Here is a 19,035-nt window from a genome sequence, read left to right as displayed (position 1 = left end):
ATTCGATGCTCGTCTGCCGGCCCGGTCTGTGGCTGCTCGCCGGTCGGGGGTCCGCCCCGCCGATTGTCGAGACGTCGATCAGCGGTCAGCGCGTCGGCGAACCAGCTGGTGATGGCCGTCGGATGCGTGATGGCCGTTCCGACGACGACGGCGTGGGCTCCGGCGTCCAGACAGGCCCGTGCCTGCTGGGGGGTGTGTACGCGGCCCTCGGCCAGGACGGGAACGCTCAACCTGCCAGCGAGCTGACCGATCAACTCCAGGTCCGGTCCGTTCGTCCTGGGTCGCGACGGCGTGTACCCGGCCAGGGTGCTCCCGACAAGGTCTGCTCCGGCGTCCTGACTGGCCAGCGCATCGTCGAGGTCGCCGGCGTCTGCCATGACCAGCGCGGAAGATCTGTCGTGGATGGCTTCGATGGTCTGCTGCAGGGTGAGCCCGTCCGGACGGCTGCGGCGAGTGCCGTCGATCGCCACGACCTCGGCACCGGCGTCGACCACCGCGAGTGCATGGGCAAGTGTCGGGGTGATGAAGACGCCGCGGTCGCCGATCTTCCACAGTCCGATCTGCGGCACGGAGACGGTCTGGTGGACCAACCGGATGTCGTCGGGCCCCTGCGCCCTGATTGCGACCGCTCCGCCGAGAACGGCCGCCTGGGCCATCCGGCTCATGATCTCCGGGCTGCGCAACGGCTCTCCGGGATAGGCCTGGCAGGAAACGACCAGGCCTCCGCGGAGTGTCTCGATGATCTGTTGTGCCGCGGTCATCGTTCGACCCGCTGATGATCTTGCGCGATCCGGGCTGCGCCGATGATGCCGGCGTCGGCTCCGAGTGTTGCTGGCACGATGGCAGTATCGGTCAACAATCGCAGCGACGCCTCACGCGCGGCGGTTCGCAGGACGCGCCACCAACTCGGTCCGGCGCCCATCACACTGCCCGAGATGACAACAAGGTCCGGATCGATGATGTTGGTCAGGTCGCCCAGTCCCGATCCCAACGCCGACGCCGACCGTTCCACCGCGATGGCGGCCTCCGGGTCAAAGACGGTGCGGGTGCTGACCTGGCGGGCATCGGTAACGGTTGGGTCGCCTCCGAGCCGGTGATACAGCTGGACCAGTCCGTAGCCGGAGGCGATCGCCTCCAGGTGCCCGGTCGCACCGCAACTGCACGGCAAATCCCGCGCCTCGACACACCGGACATGTCCGAGATGTCCGGCTGCCCCGTGCGCGCCACGCAGGACCCGGCCGCCGTGGACAACCGCACCGCCGAGTCCGGTGCCCACGGCCACCAGCAGGACGCCCTCGCGATCGGTTCCCGCGCCGCGCCAGGCTTCGCCAACCGCGTGCGCGTGCACGTCGTTGACCGCGGCCACGCCCGGCCTGCCGGGCAACCTGTCACTCAGGCCGCCGACGAGATCGGTCCCGACCCAGCCGGCAAGAAGGTCGGTCGCCGACTCCACCACACCGTTGGCTCCAATGACTCCCGCTGCCGCGACACCGACTCGGGCGATGCGCCGGTTACCGGTCAGCGCGAGGACCAGCCGCACCGCGCAATCGAGGATGGCGTCTCCTCCGTACCGTGCCGGCGTCGCCACCTGGGCGCGGTCCGTCACACGACCGCTGTCGTCGACCAGGCCGACGGCGATCTTGGAGCCGCCGATGTCGATGCCGACCGTGGCGGCGTCGGGACTCATCAGTGGGAGCCGTTTCGGACCGCGAGGTGATCTTGGTACCTGCGGTAGAGGTTCTGTGCCGAGGTCCAGGTCGAGTTGGGGCTGAGGAAGTGGGAGAACTCGAAAGTGATCACCTTCTCCACGTACGGCTGTACGACGTCGAGCTTGTGGGCCAGTTTTCTCCAGTCCAACGGGGGAAACTTGATGTGCATGTCACGGTCGAACGACTCCAAGTTGGACCACAGCGTGATGCCCGCCTTGTCGGCCGCCTTCGCCGTCGCGGCCGTCAATTCCTCCAGGGCCAGCAGATCGGCCGTGCCGTCCTGGAAGGCACAGTAGGTGACCAAGCCGGAGTAGGCGGTGAAGATCTCTTCCCACGCCCGCGCGTGTTCCTCCACACTGCGGACCGAGCCGCGGGGACCGGATGCCTGATCGGTGCGGCCGTGGAAGAACGGCGAGACCAGGATCGGAAGGTCGCTGAACGTCCGGATCTCGCGGGCCAGCGCGGTGTTGATGTCGATGATCCGCATACCCGAATCGATGGTCTCGTGCGGCAGGTACCAGCCGCGGAACGCCGGCGAACTGCCGTATCGGTCATACATCTCATGCAGGTAGCGCCGATTCAGCTCCACCTCGACCGTCCAGTCGTTGCGATGCCAGTGGTAGCCGGAGTCGTACAGACCGAAGAACAGGTCAATGTTCCGCTCCGCAGCCAAGTCAAGGAACAACCGCACCAGATCCACATAAACCGGAAGCACCCGGCGATGATCGGCGACCGTCTGCGACGGCGCGGCCAGCTTCTCCATGTAGCCAGTCCGGATCATGATCACGGTATCGATCCCCGCCTCAACGAACGTGTCGAACTCGCGTCGCCACTCGTCGGGGCCCCAGTTCTGCGAGGGGATGTCGTGGGTCATCTCGTCCAGGAATGTTCCGGTGATCGCTCGATAAGTCATGGCTCTACTTCTCCTTTGAAATTACTGAATCAGTGGCCGAGGCATACGCGTCGCTGAGTACGGCGATCGCGCGGGCGCCGTCGGCCCCGGTGACCTGCGGCTGCCTTCCCTCGGCAACGCATTCCAGGACATGTCGTGCCTGCCGGACGAACCGATCCCCGGTGATGACCTCAAGCGCGGAGCCGTTCCCATCGGGGTCCGTCTGGGTCAGCGTCAAGGTCGAGTAGTCCAATTGCAGCCGGCCCTGGCTGCCGCACACCGTCACGGTCGCCTCGCCCGGAGCCACCCGCCAACTCGCTTCAATGGCACCCAACACCCCGGTCGTCGACCGTAAGGTGAGCTGAGCACTGTCCTCGACGGCCAGCGCCGGCCCTCGATCGCTCGCCGTGGTGGCAGTGATCGCCCGGACCTGATCGATCTCCCCGATCAGGAAGCGAAACAGGTCAACCGAATGGACACACGTGTCCATCAGCACGCCGCCGCCGGACAGTTCGGTTTGGGAGAACCATCGCGCTTCTACGCCGTCCAACGGACCCTCGAACACGTTCCGATAAGTCAGGACGGTGCCGATCCGGCCGCTGCGGATGGCAGCCCGCATGGCCTCGATCTCGGGTTGGAAGCGATGACAGAATCCGACGGACAGCAGCGATCCCGACTCGTACGCCGCTGCCTCGATCGCCGCGCACTCGGCCACCGTGCACGCCATCGGCTTCTCGCAGAGCACGGCCACGCCCGCGGTCAGCGCCTCGATGGCGAGCTCGGCGTGCCGAGCCGGCGGCGTACAGATGCTGACCAGATCCGGGCGAATCTGATCAAGCATCGTGCCGGCGTTGTCGAATCCGGTGATGTCGTACGAGGCTGCCGCGGCCTCGGCCGCGGCGGCATCGAGGTCGGCCACTGCGACCAGGTCCGCACCCGCCTGTTGATAGGCGTTCAGGTGCACCCGACCGATGCCGCCGGCACCGATCACCGCAACCCGCGGGGAGGCGGCGCTCATCGGACCGCCTCCGCCGCGACGTCGGCGAGCAGGACCGGCTCGCCGCTGGCAGCCGAACGCTCACCAGCCGCGAGAATTCCCAACACCTCAAGGCTTTCCCGGGCTTCGATGGGTGACTGGCCCGAAGCGGACATAGCGATCGCCGCCTTGATCGTGTTGCCGTAGAAGCCGGCGTAGTCGCTGACCTCGGTCTGCGCGGTGCCGGCAGATCCGTGCGCGGTGAGCTGGAACGAGGTCGGCGCATCCCGCAGTGTGGTGACCACAGCCCGCGGCCCGTCCGCGCCGGTGATCACCGTGACGTCGCGGCCCTCACCGTGGATCTGCTGGACGGATTGCGCACCGGCACCCTGCAGGGCGACCAGCGATTCGACCGTGTGTACGCCGTAGTTGAACCAGTCGCCCGGGCCGACGGCCGAGATCAGCCTGACCGGACCGACGGCGTCGGATCGCAGAGTTTCAAGTTCGGCGGCGAAGCGCAGTGCGGAGCAACTCATCAGCGGTGCACCGGTCCGTCCGGCCAGGGCGAAGAGATCAACGGCGTCCTGCACCGAGAGCGTCATCGGCTTGTCCACATAGGTAGCCACTCCGGCTTCCAGGAACGGGCGGGCGAGCTCGGCATGCAATGCGCCGCCCTGGAAATCGTCCAGCACGACGGCCAGGTCGATCGCCCCGATCAGCTCGCTCGGATCCTCGACCACCGAGTCGATCCGGAACTGCTCGGCCAGTGTGGGGCCGCCATGGTGGTCTCCGGACAGCCCTGGCCGACCGCTGCTCCACACCCCGACGACACGGGCGTCGGGACTGACCGGAGCGTTCTGCTCGGAGCCGTTGATCAAGCCTGCATAAACCCCGGCGTGGGAGGTGTTGGTGCCGACGATGCCGACGCGAATCATCAAATTCCCTTCTGTGGTTGACATCTCAGAAGTCCTGATGTCGAGGACTATTCGGCCCTGCGCACGGCGAGCCGAAGGTCGTACCGATCGGCTCGGTAGATCGAGGTAGTGCTTTCGACCGGCCGGTCCCGATCGTCCAGACCGATCCGGTGCATCCGCAACGCCGGGGCGCCAGGAGGCGTACCGAGCAGTGAGGCATCGCCGACGTCCAGCACCATCGCCCGGACGACCTGCTCGGCCCGGACCACCTTTAGGTGGTAGATGCCCTGCATGACCTCGTACAGCGAACCGCCGAGATCACGGTCCAGCAGACCCGGGACCCGCGCCGACGGCAGGTGCGCCGTCTCCAGGCAAATCGGTTCGTCATCCGCGAGCCGGACTCGGGTCAGCCGAATCACAAGATCATCGGTCTCGATCCCCAGCTGCTCGGCCAGTTCCGGCCCGGCCGGTGTCTCGTCCGCGGACAGCAAGCGCGAGGACGGCACCATCCCGCGGATCTCCATATCCTCGCTGAACGAGCTGAGTGCGAGGGTCTTGGAGATCGTCGGGCCGGCGACGAACGTGCCGGCGCCCTGGACCCGATAGACCAACCCCGCCTCGCGGAGCGCATCAAGGGCCAACCGGATCGTGGCCCGACTGACCCCCTGCGACTTGGCGAGCTCCCGCTCGGTCGGCAGCAGGCTGTGCGGTTCGAGGCTACGGATCTGCGCGGCCATCTCCTGCCTGATGCGCTGGTGCTTGGGCAGGGTGGCCTCGACATCCTTCTCGGGCATGGGTTCTCCTTCGGATCGGCTTCGCGCACGTAGTCTGGCGCGCCGGACGAAGCGGAGCGGCCAGTTACGCCTACTTCATACCGGTCACGGCGATCCCCTGGACGAAGTAGCGCTGAGCCACCATGAAGACAATCAGTGCCGGCACGGTGAAGATCAGACAGGCGGCCATTAGCGGTCCCCAGGCAACTCCATGCTCGCCGAAGAAGTTGTACAGCCCGATCGACAGCGTGTAGTTCTCCTGGGTGTTCAAGTAGATGAGCGGCAGCAGGAAGTCGGTCCAGGTCGCGACGAACTGAAAGATCGCCACGGTTGCGATCGCCGGCTTGGCCTGCGGCAGGATCAGCCGCCAGTAGATCCGGAACTCCGACGCGCCGTCCAACAGACCGGCCTCTCGGAGCGAGTCCGGGACTCCGGTGAAGAACTGCCGGAGCAGGAAGATGTAAAACGGTGAGCCGAAGAAGGCTGGGATGATCAACGGCCAGAGGGTGCCGACGGCGCCGACCCGGTCCCAGAGCAGATAGAGCGGGATGAAGGTGACCTGTGCCGGCAACATCATGGTGGCCAGGATGGTGCCGAAGACGACGTTGCGTCCTGGCCAGCGCAGCTTGGCCAGTGCGTACGCGACCAGTGGGCAGGAGATCAACGTGCCCAGTACGTTCAAGATCACCAACAGTGCGGTGTTCGCCAGGTAGCGGAAGAACGGCATCGCGTTCACGGCTTCGGAGAAGTTGCTCAGCACCCAGCGGTGCGGCAGCAGCTTCGGCGGCACGCTGAAGATGTCTGCCGGTGTCTTGAACGCGGTAGTGATCATCACCGCGAACGGCACCAGGAAGGCCAGGCAGATCAAGATCAGGATCAGGTGGTGGGTCAGTCGCCGACCGAGGTACCGTCGGCGCGGCCTTGTTGATCTTGGTGCCGGCTTGTCGATGGTCCGACCGGTGGCTTCGACCGTACTACTCACTGCCATAGTGCACCCATCGCTTCGAACTGAACAAGATCAACAAAGTGAGCAGGCCGATGAACATGAAGAGGATCCACGCCATCGCCGCGGCCTCGCCCATCTTCAAGAACACGAACGCGTTCTGGAACAAGTACATGGTGTAGGTGAGCAAGGAATCTCCGGGACCGCCGTTCGCGGCATTGCCGCGACTCTGCGTCAGCAGGAAGGTCGGAGCGAAGATCTGGACGGCCGCGATCACGCCCATGATCAACTGGAACAAGGTCACCGGCGTCAGCGCCGGCCAGGTCACATGCCAGAACCGCTGCCAGCCGTTCGCGCCGTCGACAGCGGCGGCCTCGTACAACTGTTGGGGCACCTGCTGCAACGCGGCCAGGTAGATCACCGCCGTGCCGCCGATCCCCCACAGGGTGATGATGATCACCGCAGGCTTGGTCCAGACCGGATCCGACAGCCAGTTCGGGCCGGTCAGTCCGAGATGGCCGAGCATCTGGTTGAGATAGCCGTACTGGGCATTGAAGACCCAGCGCCACAGGTACGTGGCGGTCACCACCGGGACGATCGCCGGAAGATAGACGATCGCACGATAGAGAGGCTGACCACGAACCGGAAAGTTGAGAGCCAGTGCAACCAGCATGCCCAGAGCCAGTCCGAGCGGCACCCCGATCACCGTCAGGTAGGCGGTGTTGATGATCGAACGAACAAACTTCGGATCGCTGAACAAACTGAGGTAGTTGTCCAGACCGACCCACTTCGGCGACTGGAACAGGTTGAACTCGGTGAAGCTGTAGTACAACGAGACCAGAATCGGACCTGCCATGAAGATTACGAACCCGATCACCCACGGACTCGCGAACCCCAGCCCCACCCACGAACGGCGGCGACGACCGTGGGCGACCACCTCAGCCATAGCTCTTGGCCGCCGTGGCGACCTGCGCGTAGGCAGCAGCGGGCGTCTTCACCAGCCGAGTGATCTGATCATCGGCGGTACCGAGATCCGAGGTGTACTGGGAGAAGCTCGGCTCGCTTGGGATCGAGGACGCGTTCTTGTCACCAAGCAGCTTCAAGAAGACGTCGAAGTTCGGGATGTCGGCATACGCCTGGTCGCCGAGCAGAGACTTACGCGCCGGCAGGTTCGACAGCGCCACCGTGAAGGTGCGCATCGCATCCTTGGAGACCAGGTACTTCAAGAACTCCCAAGCCTGGTCCGGGTGCTGGCTGTTGCTCGGGATGAAGAACGTGCCCGGGTTGACCAGGTTGGTGTTCGCCTGGTCCTGCTGACCGTCCGGGTACGGGACCGGGACTACACCCCAGTTCAGCTTCGGCGCGAACTGCTTGATGAAGGCGGGCTGCCACTCGCCGTCGATGACCATCGCGAGTTTGCCCTGGTAGAAAGGATTCTGTGGTGATTGGTAGTCGCCGAAGCCGGATACGAAGCGATCGATCTGCTTGACGCCGTACTTCTTGATCACGTTGTTGACGTAGAAATCGGCCCCATCGATGTTGCCCTGATCGGTGGGCGAGGGCTTGCCGTCGGTGTACCACTGACCGCCGTAGACCGCGCCCATCAGCCTGTAGTCGATGCCTGCACCACTCGTGCCGCCTAGTCCGAGCTGGGTGATCTGGCCACCGCTGGTCTTGGTGAGTTTGCCGATCGCCTCGGCCCACTCACTCATCGTCGTTGGAGGCTTGGCGATGCCCACCTTGTCAAACAGGTCCTTGTTGTACAGCAGCGCACTGTTGTTCACCGCGATCGGCAACTGGTAGATCTGACCCTGGTAACGGCACTGGGTAATCGCCGACGGGACGAAGTCGTCGATGTCGAAATTGTCCTTCTTGATGTACTCGTCGAGCGATTTGATCACGCCCTTGGACGCCCAGGCCCCGGTCACCGTGCCGAAGTTGTCCGAGACGTCGAAGGAACCCTTGCTCCCGGTCATAGCGGCGAGCTGGGCTTGCTGATCAGGATTCGACACGCCCTTGACGACGATGTACGACTGACTGGCGTTGAACTTCGCGATCACCGTCTCCAGAGCCTTGGCTTCCTCGCCCGTCCAGAGATAGGAGAACCGGATCGTTGTCTTTCCCCCGGATGAGCCCGAACTCTTCGAGCAGGAGGAAAGCAGGCCGAGGCCTGCAGTCGTAGCGACACCGGAGCCGATGAATCTGCGCCGGGAGAGTTGAGTTGGTCCTGACATCGGAACCTCCGCTGGTTCGGTGTGGTTGTCCGAAAGTCTGGATCCCGACCACATCGCAAGTCAAGGATTGGACTGCACCTATTTTGCACGATCCATCCACCGTGGACCTGCGCTGCCCGTTACGGATCCCTACTCTGCCGTCCAACAAGGGTTCTTTGCGACACTCGGCCGCCGCCGCGAACACGTGGTGCCTCGAATGGTTATGACCAATCTATTGCCATCACGACTCACTATCGGTAACGTCGCCGCCTGGATCGACGACTTTCTGTCAGGCCTCGCTCAACGAGGAGAAGATGTGCCCCCTTCAGCCGACGACGTTTCGCACTGACAGCTCTCGGCGCCACCGCTGCGCTTTCGGCCACCGGAACTGCCCAGGCTGCCGCGACGCCGAACCGATCTCCATCAGGCGCTGCGCATGGCCCAGGTAGCGCCCGCACCAAATCCGTGGCCCGACTGGCGATCGACAGATTTGCCGACAACCCACAGCTGTGGTCGCCCTGGTCGGAAGACGGCGCCATGCCAGATCTGCAGCTCGGTCACGAGCTACAGATCACCTGGCGACGTGGGGCCGCGGTGGTCGGTGCAGAGCGAACGGTCATCGGCGAGGACTGGAGCGGCTACCGCTCCGTCGAAGTGACGGTCCCTGCAGCAGAGCTCGGCAGCGGCACCAGGCTCCGCTTCATCGGGGCCGACGGATCGGATCGAGCGATAACGCTCCGTCCGGACGGCCGAACCAGGCCGGTCGGATCGGGCCGACTAGCCGTCACGGTCGGTCTCGAGCCGATCGGCGCACCGCTGTTGTCCCGGATCGCGAAGCTCCGGATCGAGCATCGACCACGGAACGGGCGAGCCGGCACCCTTCGGGTCGGCGCGTTGTCGCTCACCCAGTCGTGTGGGTTCCTCGGTCCGAGCACCTTCCTGGACCCGGCGCTGTCGACGTACGATTACCCCGACCGGAGATGGTCCACGATCGCGGCTCGGATACGCGACCAGGGCTTCACCGCGATTCACCTGATCATCCTGGACTTCGACAAGGACTACACCGAGATCGTCGACGCCCTGCACGCTCTGGGACTGCAGGTCTCCTTGACGATTTTTCCGACCACCAATGTCGATGCCTACAACCAGCATCCCAACTGGCGGCAAGTTTCGCTGGGCGGAGACGGTGCGTACAGCTGGCGGGTCTACCTATCCCCGACCAATAACGACTTCGTGTCCTGGCTGCATCGGCAGGTTTCCGCGCTTATGTCCCGCTATGCGTTCGACGGACTGACCCTGGACGAGCCGTGGTACGAGGTCTGGGGCGGGCCCTATCGAGACAATCCGGAGCATGCACACTACATGGACGTCAGAGAGAGCGCCCGGGACGCTTTCCGACGTCAACATGGATTCGACCCGCTGACCAAGATCTTCAGCAAGGACGATGAAGGCGTCTACTACCTCACCCCCGAGATGAAGGACTCGGCGGAATACCAACAGTGGGTCCAGTTCCGGATCGCCACCATCAACAACTTCATGCGAGGGATCGCAGATGCCGCTCGTGCGGTGCGTTCGATCGACGTCTTCCTCACCTACGTCGCGGATGTCCGGGTGCCCGGCGGCGCCGGAAAGTCGCCCGAATACCAGGCCCAGGACATCCCCGCCATGCAGAACGTGGTGCCACCGCAGGGGATGATCATCGAGACGGCATGGCAGGACTGGCTACAGCCCGATCTCGATCCGAGCTACGTGCTCGACTACACCAAGGCCTACGTCCCGCAATTGGAACCTGGAGTCCTCGGTCTGGGACAACCCGACATCGGCTCGGTAGTTCAGCGAGACATGGCCTGGGTGAAGGAGTTCTCCGCGGACTGCTGGACCGGGGGCTTCGGTGGCTACGTGATCTACGAATGGAGCATCGGCAAGTGGCCTACCGGCGGACCGCCATTGGACTACGGGTCCTGAAACATCTGCGGCGATCATCGCAGCACCCGGTACCCAACCGTCGGGTTTGAAGGTGGGCACCCATCACGACCTACCCGGCAATCTGGGGAGCGCGGCACACCCCTCCCGTTCACAACGACCGGCCGCTCCGTAGACCGCTTGCCAGAACCCACGTCGGCTGCAAGCCGATGAGTTGGGACTACAGCTCCGTGCTGACCGCGTCTCCAGGAAGGCGACTTCTACCCACGTCGTATTGGACTGCGCGCAGCCGATCGTCGCCTGCCATCAGGACGAAACAGTCCACGGGCCCAGAATGATCATGATCGCGGACGAGCTTGATCAGCAGTTCGTTCCAGCCCCGGCGCAGGTTAACGGATCGCATCGGCCCGGACGATGCGTTCAGGCTGGGCCGGACCGGCCGGCCGGATTCCACAGTCGCGATCGGAGTGTTGTTCAGCCAGACCCGGTTGGCGACCGATGCATCGACACCGAGGCGGACACTGCGGTCGTCGGGAGACTCAAGATAGGTCTGGATGTAGAGGACGCCTGGCTCTTTGAGCAGGTCACCAACCTCGGCGTCGTTCCCTTCAACCGACCGCTGCACCCAACCTCCCAGCCGGCCGCCGTCTGCGACTCGTTCAGGCGGCAATTCTCCCGCCAACGCTGCGTCCACCGGTCCGTCCAGTAGGTACGGTCCGCTGACTCGCTGCGCGACAGCCCCGACAAGCACGAACGGGATCGGCGCAGGTGCGGGACGGCCTTCCACCGATAGGTCGAGCCGGAGTCGATTGCTGTTGTTGATCAGGGCCCGCGGCACCGCCGGGAGCCTCCAGTTGACCTTGAACGCAGCGCCAGGCTGCAGCGTGACCTGCTGCGGAGCAACGGGTGGCCAGCCTGTCGGCAGGGCGAGTTCAGCGGTGATCTCGAGCGCCTCCTCCCGTCGGTTGGTCAACTCGGTGGTCACGGTTCGTGGCTCGTCACTGCGTACGACCGGACTGCCGTGATAGTCGATGGTTACGCTGACCATCGGTCCGGTGACGGTCACGACGCTGTTGCTGGACGCCAGCTCGGCGGCGAAGTCCGGGTCGGCGAAGAGGTCCGGCTCGGTCAGCTCCAACAGGCCCGCGGGGTTCAGCAACCCGTGGTGGCGGAGGACTCGGTCTGCTACCAACCGGATTCGGGCAACCAGTTCGTCCAGAGTCTGCGGCACCGGGCGCAGACCATCAGACAGATGCTTCACGCCACCCCAGGACTCGTTGGTGGCGATCGTGTCGCCGAGGGGCTCGACCCACCTCGCGGGCAACCGGCTGCTGCCGTGAAGGATGCCGAGATAGCTGCCGATCGCCGCGCCGGATGAGTCGGTGTCGTATCCGCAATTCACGGTCTTGCACATGCCGTCTCCGAAGTCGGTGCCGTACAGGAGCCCGATCACTTGGAAGCCGAGGTTGATCGGCGAGTACTGCGCCACATAGTGCGGGGTCGCCTGGCGTACTGCTTCTCGGGCAGCCTTCCAGTCCAGACCTGCACGATGGGCATCGAGGACAGCCCGGACCGCACGTGCCGACGCACTGTCGGCAGGTATGTAGGACAGTCCGATGTTGATCAAGGTCACGGGATCCTGCACCACAAACGCTGACGATTCCACGGCTGCGTTGAACACCTCGCCGTTGACGCCCTCGCCGCCTGCGTGGTCGCAGATAGCATCCTGGATCGCCAGCCTGGCGGCCACGCGTGGCGCGCCCGGAGCGATGCAGGCCCAGATCTCCGAGCGGATCGGTGAGCCCATGCAGTCGACGAACCAGTTGTTGTGGCTGCCACTGATCGGCGGTTCCAGCCCGAGCCGCAGGTTGCCCTTGCTCAGGCCGTACTCGTCGAAGTTGTAGCCGATGTGGTCGAGCCAGTAGCCCGTCATGTCGCGGGCTGTGAGCCCTGGGCCGACCTCCTCGGCAGCCTTCAGCCAAGCCAATTGCATCTCAAGATCATCATTGGGTAGTCCGCCCTCGGCCAGTTCTGGATACCACCAGACGTCGAACGGTTCGTCCTCGCCGAATGCCTTCTCCAGTGGCGTCCCGAGGGTTCCTCCGGCGTTCTTGCCCTGCCAGCAGCCGTAGACGCGGTCGTAGTAGTCCTGGCCCTGCAGGTCGAGCGTCAAGCGTGTTGACGGCAGGGTTGTGTTGTCCGCGCGATCGGCACGCAGGTCGGTCATGGGGTTATCCCTTCACTCCGGTGATGACGACGCCCTGCACGAACCAGCGCTGGGCGATGAAGAAGAGGACGACGCAGGGTGCCATGGCCACCGTCGCGGCGGCCATCATGCTGGCGAAGTCCTGTGACTTTTCCCCGGCGAAGTTCATGATCCCCAGCGAGATCGGGAACTTGTCCTGGGATGAGAGGTAGATCAGTGGGCCGAGGAACTCGTTCCAGTAGAACAGGAAGGCGAACAGGGCGACGATGATCAATGCCGGTTTCGCGAGCGGCAAAACGATCGTCACGAAGCACCTGAGCGTGCCCGCCCCGTCGACCTTCGCAGCGTCTTCCAGCTCTCTGGGTATGGAGAGGAAGAACTGGCGGAGCAGGAACGTGTTGAACGGTGTTGCGAACAGCGCCGGTACGAGGATCGGTAGATAGGTGTCGAGCCAACCGAGCAGTCCGAACATCACGTAGGACGGGATCACCGTGGCCCAGGCCGGAACCATGATCGTTGCCAGCATGACGAAGAACATCGCGTCTCGGCCGGGGAACCTCAGTCGAGCGAAGGCGTACGCGGCGAAGGAGCTGCCGACCAGGGAGAACGTGACGCCAAGAACCGTGATCAGAATCGTGTTGAGGATGTAGCGCAGGAACGATCCGTCGGCAAACAGGTCTGCGTAGGTGTGCCATTGCGGATGCTTCGGTATCCACTTGATGGGGTAGGCATAGATCTCATCGGGAGTCTTCAGGCTGGTCGACAACATCCACGCGAACGGAAGGAGGAACGTTGCTGCGCCGACGAGCAGTAGTGCGTACGAACCGCCCTTGCGTGCCCGATCGGCCGCGCCGTTGACACCCCGGTAGGTCTTCTCTTCCGCTTGGTAGCCGCTCATCGGCTCTCTCCCGCGTAGTAGACCCAGGCGCGCGAGGTCTTGAAGATCACGGCGGTGACCAAGACGATGATCACGAACAAGACCACGGACAGGGCCGACGCATACCCCAACCTGAGTTCGACGAATGCTCTGTTGTAGATGTTCAGCGCGTAGAAGTAGCTTCCGTAGTCGGGTCCGCCACCGGTCATCACATAAGCCTGTGTGAAAATCTGGAATGTCGCGATCAGTCCGAGAACCAGCTGGAAGAAGATGACCGGCGACATCATCGGCAGAGTGACGTGACGCAGGGTTGACCACCAGCCAGCACCGTCGATTCGCGATACTTCGTACAGCTCGGTCGGAATTCCCTGTAGTCCGCCGAGATAGATGATTACCGATGAACCGACGCCCCACAGCTGCATGATCGCCAGCGCGGGCAGTACCCAATGAGGGTCCTGCAACCAGGGAACCGGCGGGACACCGAAGAGCCCCATGAGGCCGTTCAGGATGCCGTAGTCACGATGGAAGACGAAGTTCCACAAGATGGCAACCGCGACTCCGGACAGCACCGACGGCAGGTAGTAGATCGTCCGGAAGACCCGGACTCCGATGAGCTTCTGGTTCATCAGCATGGCCATGCCCAGCCCGATCACCAGACTCGCCGGCAGATACAGCAGTGCGAAGATTCCGGTCACCTTGAGGGACTGCCAGAAGAGCGGGTCGGCAGTGAAGATCTCAACGAAGTTCCTGCCTCCGACGAACCTCGGCAGCCCCCGCCCCTGCCAGTCGGTGAAAGCAAGGTAGATCGCGCCGACGATGGGGCCCAGGGTGAACACCAGGAAGCCGATGAACCACGCCTGGACCCACAACAGTCCCGTCAGCGCTTCTCGTCGGGCCATCGAGGATCGGCGCTTGCGCCGCCCCTTCGGCGCCGGGGCGACGTCGCCGCTGCTCGGACGGTCAGTAACGCTGAGCTGCGACATTGGTCTGGTCCTGCGTCTTCTTTAGAATGGTCGCCGGCTTCCCCTTCACTCCGAGCGTCGCGATCTGCGTGTTCCATGCCTGCTCGAACTCGGACCAGAACTTCGGGTAGGCCCAGTTGACAGCGTCTTCGGACATCTGCTGGCTGAAGATCGTTGCCGAGGTCGGCGGCTCCTTGCCGCTGCTGACGACCTCGTTCCAGCGCTTCGCCGAGGACTGACGGCCTGGGATGCTTCGGGTCACATCGGCGATGAGAGCGTTGGTGGATTCCTCGCTGGTGATGAACTTGAGGAATGTCCATGCCGCCTCCTGGTTCTTCGATGCCTTGGCAATGCTCCAGGCCCCTCCCGCGGTCGAGACGGCGCGTTTGCCAGTCGATCCCATGGGGAGTCGGACGACGTCCCACTCGAACTTGTCGGCGATCCCAGCTCTGGTCTGCAGCGTTGCCCAGGATCCGTTGACGTTGAACGGCGCCAGTTGCGAGGCGAAGACGTCCACTCCGGCCGGCGTCGCGCCGGTGGCCGGCAGGACACCGGCTGCCATCTGCTCGTCCCATCCAGTCATCACCGCGAGATTGGTCGGATTGTTGATCACGCTCTTGGTCAGGTCTTCGCTGAAGGTGTCACCGCCGTAAGCGCGGAACACTCCCATCGAGAACCAGTCTGTGGTGGTCCACCCGACACCCCAGCGCTTCTGACGCGAGCCGGACTTCTGGACGAAGGGTTTGCCGAGTTCGAACAGGTCCTCCCATGTCCAGTCGTCAGTCGGCATCGAGACGCCTTGCTTGTCCAGCATCGTCTTGTTGACGTAGATGGCGAAGTTGGAGAAGTCGTACGGCAATGCGTACATCGTGTCCCCGACCGAAAGTTGTGCAACCTCGGCGGGCCAGAAGTCGTCCGGCCTGACCTCGTCCTTGTCCTTCTCGATCAGTTCCTTGAGTGGCTGGATCCACTGACGCGCGACGAACGGCGCGATGTCGAAGCTTCGGGTGTAGAAGACATCGGCCAGGCTCCCGGCGACCGCAGCGGTGTTGATCTTGGTGTAGTACTGCTTGCCCTCGGCGATGTTGAGCAGCTTGACCTCGATGTCGGGATGGACCTTGTTGAACGCCTTGATGCGTTCCTTGAACAGCTTTGTGTCTTCCTCGGTGTGGTTGGTCCACCACTGAATGGTGCCGGCACCGGTCCCGGCCTGACCGGATTGCTCCGATCCCGGCAGTCCTTTGCCGCCACTGCAGCCGCCCAGCATCCCAGCGGCGGCTGCACCGATGCCGGCACCGAGAAGGGCCCGCCGGCTGAGCACGTTGTTGTTGTTCATTGCCACTCCTGGCAACGGATCGATGTGGACATGTGAACTCCTCGCTTCCTCGCGATCAGCGCATGACCGGCGCGCCAGTCGACGCGCGAATCACGAGCTTGGGGGTCAACGTCACGGTTGTCGGCTCCTGTATGCCGGCCCCCAATTGTTGAATGATCATGTCGACGGCTCGACGTCCGAGCTCGTCTTTGGGTTGTGCCATCGTGGTCAGCGGCGGCACCGAGTGCGCGGCGAGGTCGACGTCGTCGAACCCGACGACCGACAGGTGCTCCGGCACGCGCAGACCGCTCTGGTAGGCGCGTTGCAGCACCGCCAATGCGGTTGCATCGTTGAAGCCGAAGATCGCCGTTGGTGCGTTCTTGCCCGTCAGCAGCGCTTCGGCCAGATCCCACACCGCTGACTGGTCCGATGAGCCGATCCCGATCAAATCTTGATCCAGCCCGATGCCCGCAGCCCTCAGGCCGGACTTGTACCCGCGATACCGGCCGCTGCTCCGATCGCTTCCCAAGAAGCCAATTCGGGTGTGCCCGAGCTCGACAAGGTGATCCACAATCTGCCGTGCACCTGTCGTGGTGTCGACCGTGGCCAGATCGATCACCTGCGGCTTGGTCCGGAGCCCGATGCCGACGACCGGAGTGCCGCCCGCTCGCAGCTCTGCAAGCCGGTGAATGAGTTGCTCCGAGGCCGGCGGCGTGATCACGATTCCATCGACGCCGTGGCTTTGCAGCTGGTCGATGGCCTCCATCGCCCGATCCGGCAACCCCATCGTGTGCGCCAGGAACACCACGTAGCCGACCTCGCGAGCTCGCTCTTGGATGGCGACCGCCAACTCCGCAGTGAACGGGTTACGCAAATCTGACACGACGAATCCGAACATGCCGCTCTTCCGAGACCGCAGGCTGGACGCCGCGCTGCTGCGGACATAGCCCAGTTCCTCGATTGCCTTGCTAATGCGAGCGCGTGACGCCTGGCCGACGTAGCCGTTGCCCGTCAGAAACCGTGACACCGTTCCGACGGACACCCGGGCGCGGGCTGCCACGTCGTACGCCGTCACCTGATCGGTCATCGCATCGCCTTTGATTGTGTTACCGATTACACATGTAACCGATAACACAGTAAGAGAGCGTGTCGCCAGGTGTCAAGGGGTCTCTCTCGGCCGTGGGGCACGGCGATGCATCCGCTCGCACGGTGAGTCGCGACCCCGCCGCGGATGAGCGAGGGTGCTGTGCGATAGCTCAGGCCCCGACCACGACGCGACGGAACCTCTCGGCGTAGGCGGCTGCGAGGTAGCGACCGGCGTCGTGCATCGGCGGTGCGACCCGCTGATCAAAGAGCCAGGATCGGTCGCCGTTGGCCTCGCCGTTCTGGCTCTGGTGGCACCAAATCGCATCCATCTTCGTCTCCACGACATCGCTGACGTCGATGTAGCAGTCGGCGTCCGCCATCGCCGGATACCAAATCTCGCGCACGGCATGGGCCGCCAAACCCTCGGACGTTAGTTCCGGATGGATCCGAGGCATCAGCGCCTCAGGATAGGCGGCCTGAAGGGTTGCCTCTCCCACCGCCAGATGATCACCGTGGGCCCAGTCGATCGACGCGTCTGGATTGCGGTAGGGAGTCCAGGTCAGGATCAGATCCGGTCTGGTGCGCCTGATCTCCCGGACGATGTCGCGCTTGAGGTCGACACTGACCTGGAGTTCGTCGTTGTGGTAGTCCAGGAACGTGACGTTACGGACGCCCAGCACCTTGGCGGCGGCACGCTGTTCCTCGGCGCGGGTCGCGGCGAGTTCCCCGTCGGTGACCGACAGGTCGACTCCTCCACTGGCACCGTCCGTGACGATCAGGTAGTCGATCGCGGCCCCGGCGTCGGCGAGACGGGCTACGGTGCCACCGAACGTCCACTCGGCATCGTCGCAGTGTGCCACGACAACCAGGACGCGTGTGATCTCGTTCAGCAGCATCTGTTCCCCTTCGACAGTTGTCGGTTCTGGGCTATTGACTGGCCCTGGCGGCCACGTCTAGCGTTATCCAAGTCGATTTGCATCCTCGATGCAAGAGTCAACGGTGACCGACCAGAGGAACATGATCATGATCAACAAAGGCTTCGACCGCGGGCGCGATTCACTCGCCGTGGTGTTCTTGCCGGTACCGCAGGATTGATCGCGGCCGGAGCCGTCGCACCGCCAGCCTCCGCCCATCAACCGGCCGGCGAGCGACCTCGGGCGTTGTGGCAGGACGCGTGGCACCGCGGCATCGTCTACGGCGGATCGATCTCCACCTGGATGTACGCAGACGACGATGCGTACGCAGCTCTGTTCCGCCAGGAAGTGGCGATGTTGTGGCCCGAGGACGACTTCCTCTGGTATCACCTTCGGCCGTCACCGACCTCGAGCCTGGACTTCACCTACCCGGACATGATCGTTGAGTTCGCCGAGGCCAATCGGCAGCTGATCATCGGCGCGCCCGGACTTGTCTGGGACGAGGGGTTCGGCGACGGCTGGAGCGACGACGATCTTTGGGGGATGTCTCAAGAACGGGCCAGCAAGGTGTTGTTTTCCACCGTGCGGGCCATGGTACGACGCTACCGCGGACGGGTCGCCGGATGGATCGTTTGTAACGAGGTCACCGATCCGGAGGGCAACCACGGCTTGCGAACCGACGTTCCTTGGTACAACACCATCGGGCCGGGCTACGTGTCCGAGGCGTTCTACCAGTCGCACGAGCAGGACCCGCGGGCGTTGTTGATCTTGAACGAGTTCGGCCTGGACACGGTCAATCAGTACGGCGACGAGCCGGTTCCGCGCCAGCGTGCGTTGCTGGAGGTGATCGATTCGTTGCTGGGTGCCGATGTGCCCCTTCACGCGCTCGGAATCGAGGCGCATCTGCTGGCAACAGATTTCGCTGAACGCTTCCACCGTCGCGAATTCCGGGGGTTCCTGCGTGAGGTCGCCGATCGCGGTCTGAAGATCCTCATCACGGAGATGGACGTGATCGACGACGGCCTGCCGGCCGCTGTTGGTCCACGCGATCGCGGGGTCGCTGACGTGTATCGCCGCTATCTCGACACCGTGTTGGAGGAGGAGGCCGTGATTTCCGTCATCCAGTACGGACTGTCGGACCGTTGGACCGAGGAGAACGAGGACAATCCCCGGCCGGACGGTGCCGACCGCCGACCCTGCCCGTACGACACGGACCTGAAGCCGAAGCCGGCCTATCGCGCGATATCCGGCGCACTCAGCCGGGCGCCCCGACGCCGCCCGTACTGGATGCCGCCACGTGCACGGCTACCGCACCACGGCCAACGTTGACGG

16 protein-coding genes and 1 pseudogene are annotated in these 19,035 nt (G+C 63.9%); 2 read left to right on the top strand and 15 right to left on the bottom strand.

What is annotated here, in order from left to right:
• Nucleotides 1–86 precede the first annotated feature (86 nt).
• From FOE78_RS05160 to FOE78_RS05120, 9 genes and pseudogenes are all read right to left on the bottom strand, one after another.
• A pseudogene (locus FOE78_RS05160) lies at nt 87–761 on the bottom strand (N-acetylmannosamine-6-phosphate 2-epimerase); the annotation flags it as partial.
• Nucleotides 758–1,687 (bottom strand): ROK family protein, encoded by a 930-nt coding sequence (locus FOE78_RS05155; protein ID WP_143985357.1) that lies wholly within the window; start codon nt 1,685–1,687, stop codon nt 758–760. The pseudogene FOE78_RS05160 and the gene FOE78_RS05155, both read right to left, overlap by 4 nt.
• Nucleotides 1,687–2,622, bottom strand: coding sequence for a DUF4434 domain-containing protein (locus tag FOE78_RS05150; protein WP_143985356.1), 936 nt, complete (start codon nt 2,620–2,622; stop codon nt 1,687–1,689). Before FOE78_RS05150 ends, FOE78_RS05155 begins: the two co-directional genes overlap by 1 nt.
• 4 nt (nt 2,623–2,626) lie before the next feature.
• Nucleotides 2,627–3,619, bottom strand: a complete 993-nt coding sequence (locus tag FOE78_RS05145; protein ID WP_143985355.1) for a Gfo/Idh/MocA family protein — start codon at nt 3,617–3,619, stop codon at nt 2,627–2,629.
• On the bottom strand, nt 3,616–4,536 hold the full coding sequence (locus FOE78_RS05140) for a Gfo/Idh/MocA family protein (protein ID WP_143985354.1): 921 nt from the start codon (nt 4,534–4,536) through the stop codon (nt 3,616–3,618). The genes FOE78_RS05145 and FOE78_RS05140 overlap by 4 nt, the downstream gene beginning before the upstream one ends.
• 23 nt (nt 4,537–4,559) lie before the next feature.
• Entirely contained in the window at nt 4,560–5,285 is a 726-nt protein-coding gene (locus FOE78_RS05135; RefSeq protein ID WP_143985353.1) for a GntR family transcriptional regulator, read from the bottom strand.
• Between the two features lie 70 nt (nt 5,286–5,355).
• Nucleotides 5,356–6,252, bottom strand: coding sequence for a carbohydrate ABC transporter permease (locus FOE78_RS05130; protein ID WP_143985352.1), 897 nt, complete (start codon nt 6,250–6,252; stop codon nt 5,356–5,358).
• The gene (locus tag FOE78_RS05125) at nt 6,239–7,063 is read right to left on the bottom strand and encodes a carbohydrate ABC transporter permease (RefSeq protein ID WP_210414819.1); all 825 of its coding nucleotides are present in this window, start codon (nt 7,061–7,063) and stop codon (nt 6,239–6,241) included. The genes FOE78_RS05130 and FOE78_RS05125 overlap by 14 nt, the downstream gene beginning before the upstream one ends.
• An 82-nt stretch (nt 7,064–7,145) precedes the next feature.
• Nucleotides 7,146–8,441 carry an ABC transporter substrate-binding protein gene (locus tag FOE78_RS05120; protein WP_168207392.1) on the bottom strand — a complete coding sequence of 432 codons (1,296 nt, stop codon included), beginning with the start codon at nt 8,439–8,441 and terminating at the stop codon, nt 7,146–7,148.
• Nucleotides 8,442–8,957: 516 nt separating this feature from the next.
• On the opposite strand from FOE78_RS05120, the gene FOE78_RS05115 reads away from it, so the two are divergent.
• Nucleotides 8,958–10,385, top strand: coding sequence for an alpha-amylase family protein (locus tag FOE78_RS05115; RefSeq protein WP_143985349.1), 1,428 nt, complete (start codon nt 8,958–8,960; stop codon nt 10,383–10,385).
• A 178-nt stretch (nt 10,386–10,563) separates the two neighbouring features.
• On the opposite strand, the gene FOE78_RS05110 is transcribed toward FOE78_RS05115, so the two are convergent.
• The 6 genes from FOE78_RS05110 to FOE78_RS05085 form a co-directional block, all read right to left on the bottom strand.
• Nucleotides 10,564–12,570, bottom strand: coding sequence for an ADP-ribosylglycohydrolase family protein (locus FOE78_RS05110; RefSeq protein ID WP_143985348.1), 2,007 nt, complete (start codon nt 12,568–12,570; stop codon nt 10,564–10,566).
• A 4-nt stretch (nt 12,571–12,574) separates the two neighbouring features.
• Nucleotides 12,575–13,447, bottom strand: a complete 873-nt coding sequence (locus FOE78_RS05105) for a carbohydrate ABC transporter permease (protein ID WP_143985347.1) — start codon at nt 13,445–13,447, stop codon at nt 12,575–12,577.
• Nucleotides 13,444–14,325: a carbohydrate ABC transporter permease gene (locus tag FOE78_RS05100; protein ID WP_210414818.1), complete on the bottom strand. Its 882-nt coding sequence runs from the start codon at nt 14,323–14,325 to the stop codon at nt 13,444–13,446. Before FOE78_RS05100 ends, FOE78_RS05105 begins: the two co-directional genes overlap by 4 nt.
• A gap of 61 nt (nt 14,326–14,386) precedes the next feature.
• A complete protein-coding gene (locus FOE78_RS05095; RefSeq protein ID WP_143985345.1) occupies nt 14,387–15,724 on the bottom strand; it encodes an ABC transporter substrate-binding protein in 1,338 nt (445 codons plus the stop codon).
• A 55-nt stretch (nt 15,725–15,779) separates the two neighbouring features.
• Nucleotides 15,780–16,790, bottom strand: a complete 1,011-nt coding sequence (locus tag FOE78_RS05090; RefSeq protein ID WP_143985344.1) for a LacI family DNA-binding transcriptional regulator — start codon at nt 16,788–16,790, stop codon at nt 15,780–15,782.
• 169 nt (nt 16,791–16,959) lie between these two features.
• Nucleotides 16,960–17,685 carry a PIG-L deacetylase family protein gene (locus tag FOE78_RS05085; RefSeq protein WP_143985343.1) on the bottom strand — a complete coding sequence of 242 codons (726 nt, stop codon included), beginning with the start codon at nt 17,683–17,685 and terminating at the stop codon, nt 16,960–16,962.
• A 264-nt stretch (nt 17,686–17,949) separates the two neighbouring features.
• Between FOE78_RS05085 and FOE78_RS05080 the strand changes: the two genes are divergently transcribed.
• A complete protein-coding gene (locus FOE78_RS05080) occupies nt 17,950–19,032 on the top strand; it encodes an endo-1,4-beta-xylanase (RefSeq protein WP_143985342.1) in 1,083 nt (360 codons plus the stop codon).
• The last annotated feature ends 3 nt before the right edge of the window (nt 19,033–19,035 follow it).

The sequence above is a fragment of the Microlunatus elymi genome (assembly GCF_007362775.1).
GTDB classification, from domain to species: Bacteria; Actinomycetota; Actinomycetes; order Propionibacteriales; family Propionibacteriaceae; genus Microlunatus; species Microlunatus elymi.
Note: the sequence above shows the minus strand (reverse complement) of the source record. Positions and strands in the feature narration are given on the sequence as shown.

Excerpts from the sequence above, each read along its gene's own strand:
- FOE78_RS05155 (WP_143985357.1), bottom strand. The coding sequence starts at position 1,687 with ATGAGTCCCGACGCCGCCACGGTCGGCATCGACATCGGCGGCTCCAAG.
- FOE78_RS05150 (WP_143985356.1), bottom strand. The coding sequence starts at position 2,622 with ATGACTTATCGAGCGATCACCGGAACATTCCTGGACGAGATGACCCAC.
- FOE78_RS05145 (WP_143985355.1), bottom strand. The coding sequence starts at position 3,619 with ATGAGCGCCGCCTCCCCGCGGGTTGCGGTGATCGGTGCCGGCGGCATC.
- FOE78_RS05140 (WP_143985354.1), bottom strand. The coding sequence starts at position 4,536 with ATGTCAACCACAGAAGGGAATTTGATGATTCGCGTCGGCATCGTCGGC.
- FOE78_RS05135 (WP_143985353.1), bottom strand. The coding sequence starts at position 5,285 with ATGCCCGAGAAGGATGTCGAGGCCACCCTGCCCAAGCACCAGCGCATC.
- FOE78_RS05130 (WP_143985352.1), bottom strand. The coding sequence starts at position 6,252 with ATGGCAGTGAGTAGTACGGTCGAAGCCACCGGTCGGACCATCGACAAG.
- FOE78_RS05125 (WP_210414819.1), bottom strand. The coding sequence starts at position 7,063 with ATGGCAGGTCCGATTCTGGTCTCGTTGTACTACAGCTTCACCGAGTTC.
- FOE78_RS05120 (WP_168207392.1), bottom strand. The coding sequence starts at position 8,441 with ATGTCAGGACCAACTCAACTCTCCCGGCGCAGATTCATCGGCTCCGGT.
- FOE78_RS05115 (WP_143985349.1), top strand. The coding sequence starts at position 8,958 with ATGCCAGATCTGCAGCTCGGTCACGAGCTACAGATCACCTGGCGACGT.
- FOE78_RS05110 (WP_143985348.1), bottom strand. The coding sequence starts at position 12,570 with ATGACCGACCTGCGTGCCGATCGCGCGGACAACACAACCCTGCCGTCA.
- FOE78_RS05105 (WP_143985347.1), bottom strand. The coding sequence starts at position 13,447 with ATGAGCGGCTACCAAGCGGAAGAGAAGACCTACCGGGGTGTCAACGGC.
- FOE78_RS05100 (WP_210414818.1), bottom strand. The coding sequence starts at position 14,325 with ATGGCCCGACGAGAAGCGCTGACGGGACTGTTGTGGGTCCAGGCGTGG.
- FOE78_RS05095 (WP_143985345.1), bottom strand. The coding sequence starts at position 15,724 with ATGAACAACAACAACGTGCTCAGCCGGCGGGCCCTTCTCGGTGCCGGC.
- FOE78_RS05090 (WP_143985344.1), bottom strand. The coding sequence starts at position 16,790 with ATGACCGATCAGGTGACGGCGTACGACGTGGCAGCCCGCGCCCGGGTG.
- FOE78_RS05085 (WP_143985343.1), bottom strand. The coding sequence starts at position 17,685 with ATGCTGCTGAACGAGATCACACGCGTCCTGGTTGTCGTGGCACACTGC.